The sequence below is a fragment of the Streptomyces sp. NPDC060209 genome, assembly GCF_042728155.1.
GTDB lineage: Bacteria > Actinomycetota > Actinomycetes > Streptomycetales > Streptomycetaceae > Streptomyces.
Genome location: NZ_JBHWZS010000516.1, coordinates 1 through 3,146, shown reverse-complemented (window position 1 = coordinate 3,146; position 3,146 = coordinate 1). Strand labels below are relative to the sequence as shown.

The window sequence follows — 3,146 nt, the reverse complement described above, 5'->3', positions numbered from 1 at the left end:
GCCCGGCCGACGGCCGGGCACCCCTCGAGTCGCTGCCGGGAAGGTCAGCCGAGGCCGGGGCCGCGGACCGGAATGCTGGTGAAGGTCGGCGCCGGGGCGGGCTCGGTGAAGAAGTCGTTGCCCTTGTCGTCGACCACGACGAACGCGGGGAAGTCCTCGACCTCGATCCGCCAGACCGCCTCCATGCCGAGCTCCTCGTACTCGACGACCTCGACCTTCTTGATGCAGTCCTGCGCGAGGCGCGCGGCGGGGCCGCCGATCGAGCCGAGGTAGAAACCGCCGTGCGCGTCGCACGCGTCCGTGACCTGCTTGGACCGGTTGCCCTTGGCGAGCATCACCTTGGAGCCGCCAGCCGCCTGGAACTGTGCGACGTAGCTGTCCATGCGGCCGGCCGTCGTCGGGCCGAAGGAACCGGAGGCGTAGCCCTCGGGGGTCTTCGCCGGGCCCGCGTAGTACACCGGGTGGTCCTTGAGGTACTGCGGCATCTCCTCGCCCGCGTCGAGCCGCTCCTTGATCTTGGCGTGCGCGATGTCGCGCGCCACGACCAGCGGACCGCTCAGCGAGAGCCGGGTCTTGACGGGGTACTTGGTGAGCTCGGCGAGGATCTCGTCCATCGGCCGGTTGAGGTCGATCCGCACCACGTCAGCGGACTCGTCCAGGTGCTCGTCGGTGGTGTCCGGGAGGAAACGCGCCGGGTCCTTCTCCAGCTGCTCCAGGAACACGCCCTCGGCGGTGATCTTCGCGGTCGCCTGACGGTCGGCGGAGCAGGACACGGCGATCGCGACGGGCAGCGAGGCGCCGTGCCGGGGGAGGCGGACGACCCGGACGTCGTGGCAGAAGTACTTGCCGCCGAACTGGGCGCCGATCCCGATCTTCTGCGTGAGCTCGAAGACCTTCTGCTCCAGCTCCTCGTCCCGGAAGCCGTGACCGGTCGGCGAGCCCTCGGAGGGCAGCTCGTCCAGGTAGTGCGCGGAGGCGTACTTCGCGGTCTTCAGCGCGAACTCGGCCGACGTACCGCCGACGACGATCGCCAGGTGGTAGGGCGGGCAGGCCGCCGTGCCCAGTGAACGGATCTTCTCCTCCAGGAACTTCATCATGGAGGTCTCGTTCAGGACGGCCTTGGTCTCCTGGAAGAGGAACGACTTGTTGGCCGAGCCGCCGCCCTTCGCCATGAAGAGGAACTTGTAGGCGCCGCCGTCGGTGGCGTACAGCTCGATCTGGGCCGGGAGGTTCGAGCCGGTGTTCTTCTCGTCCCACATGTTCAGCGGGGCCATCTGCGAGTAGCGCAGGTTGAGCTTCGTGTACGCGTCGAAGATGCCGTGCGACAGGGCCTCCTCGTCACCGCCCTCGGTGAGCACGTTCTGGCCGCGCTTGCCCATGACGATGGCCGTACCGGTGTCCTGGCACATCGGCAGGACACCCGCGGCGGCGATGTTCGCGTTCTTCAGGAGGTCCAGTGCCACGAACTTGTCGTTCGACGAGGCCTCGGGGTCGTCCACGATGCGCCGAAGCTGCGCCAGGTGGGCGGGGCGCAGATAGTGCGAGATGTCGTGCATGGCCTCTGCGGCGAGGGTGCGCAGGGCCTCCGGAGCCACCTTGAGGAACGTACGGCCGTCGGCCTCGAAGGTCGAGACGCCCTCGGCGGCCACCAGCCGGTACGGCGTGGTGTCCTCTCCCAGGGGGAGCAGATCGGAGTACGCAAACTCTGGCATTACGGCCATTCCTCACTCGGCGACAGCGGCTGACCTCCCTTGGGCAGCGCATCCACCAGGGTAGAACCCCCGGGGCACCCCGGGCCTGTGAGGTAAGGCTCACCTGGAACGCTTGATCCGGAGACCGGATTCGGAGCAAGGCCGGTGAGGCACTGGTCGCGATCTATCGCGTTTCGGTAGGCTGGTTCGGTGGACCTCGAAAAGCAGCCCCAGCAGCCCGTCGCTCCGGCCGGTCCCGCGCCCGCCGGAATCCGCGCCTCCGACGCGGACCGCGACCGGATCGCGGACATCCTGCGAGAGGCCGTGGCCGAGGGCCGGCTGACCGCCGAGGAGCACGCCGAGCGGGTCGACCTGGTCTACCGGGCCAAGACCGTCGGTGAACTCGAGCCGCTGGTACAGGATCTGCCGACGCCGGGCGGCACCGCCCGGTCGGCCACCTCGTCCTACGGGTACGGGCCCGAGGGAGCGGCAGGGCCCGCCGAGAATCTGGTGGCGGTCTTCAGCAGCTCCACCCGCAGGGGCCGTTGGCGCGTCGGCGGGCGTACGAACGCCTTCGCGCTCTTCGGCAGCGTCGAGATCGACCTGACAGAGGCGTTGTTCGGCCAGCGTCTGACGGTCGTCAACGCGACGTCCATCTTCGGCAGCGTCGAGATCAAGGTTCCCGAGAACATCTCGCTGCGCGGCAGCGGAACAGGCATTTTCGGCAATTTCGAAGTCGACACTCTGGAATCCGCCGACCCGGAAGCCCCGGTGGTCGTCGTGAACGGCTATTCCGTGTTCGGGAGTGTCGAGGCAAAGCCCAAGCGTGGCAAGCTCATTGCCAACCTCCACCGGCAGTTGCGGAAACACCTCGGCCACTGAGGCCGGACGACGGGGCCACCGCATATTTCAGGCCAGTCGGCGACGTGGTGTGCCCGCGGGGCCCGGAAGGCGGCGCCACTCAGTGCATAGGCGTGCGTACAGCGGGTAGGGAGTGCTGCATCGCCTCTCGCTCACGAAGCCCCAAGCCGTCGTCAGGAGTGGACCGTGCTGCACATGCCGCATCAGCCCCTGCAGGTCGCCGCCGTGCCGTCCCAGCGCACACCCGCGCGGGAGGACCAGGCGGGGCCCTGGCACTCGGAGGCGGTGTGCCGCCGGGACGAAGCCGGGCTGTTCTTCGCCCCGTCGAAGGAGCCGACTGCTGCCCGGCTGTCCCGTGAACAGGCAGCGAAGCAGGTCTGCGCCAGGTGTCCGGTGATGGTGGAGTGCCGGGAGCACGCGCTCATACAGCCCGAGCCCTACGGGGTGTGGGGCGGCCTCACCGCCGCCGAACGCCGCGTGGTGCTCGCCCGGCGCCGCAGGCGTGACATGGAGCTGAAGGCGGCGGCCCCGACGGGGCACATAGCCGCCGCGGGCTGAGGCCCGCGCACGCGGATGTGGGGCCGCCCGGCCGGG

At 69.2% G+C, this 3,146-nt stretch carries 3 protein-coding genes; 2 read left to right on the top strand and 1 reads right to left on the bottom strand.

From position 1 onward, the window contains the following. Positions 1-44: 44 nt before the first annotated feature. Positions 45-1,712 carry a fumarate hydratase gene (locus tag ACFWFI_RS42070; protein WP_387401140.1) on the bottom strand — a complete coding sequence of 556 codons (1,668 nt, stop codon included), beginning with the start codon at positions 1,710-1,712 and terminating at the stop codon, positions 45-47. Positions 1,713-1,901: 189 nt separating this feature from the next. Between ACFWFI_RS42070 and ACFWFI_RS42065 the strand changes: the two genes are divergently transcribed. Beyond that, positions 1,902-2,573, top strand: a complete 672-nt coding sequence (locus tag ACFWFI_RS42065) for a DUF1707 SHOCT-like domain-containing protein (RefSeq protein ID WP_387401138.1) — start codon at positions 1,902-1,904, stop codon at positions 2,571-2,573. Positions 2,574-2,738: 165 nt separating this feature from the next. Continuing rightward, on the top strand, positions 2,739-3,110 hold the full coding sequence (locus ACFWFI_RS42060; RefSeq protein ID WP_387401136.1) for a WhiB family transcriptional regulator: 372 nt from the start codon (positions 2,739-2,741) through the stop codon (positions 3,108-3,110). Positions 3,111-3,146 lie beyond the last annotated feature (36 nt).

Bases quoted from the DNA above. Each gene is read 5' to 3' on its own strand.
- ACFWFI_RS42070 (WP_387401140.1), bottom strand. From the start codon at position 1,712: ATGCCAGAGTTTGCGTACTCCGATCTGCTCCCCCTGGGAGAGGACACC.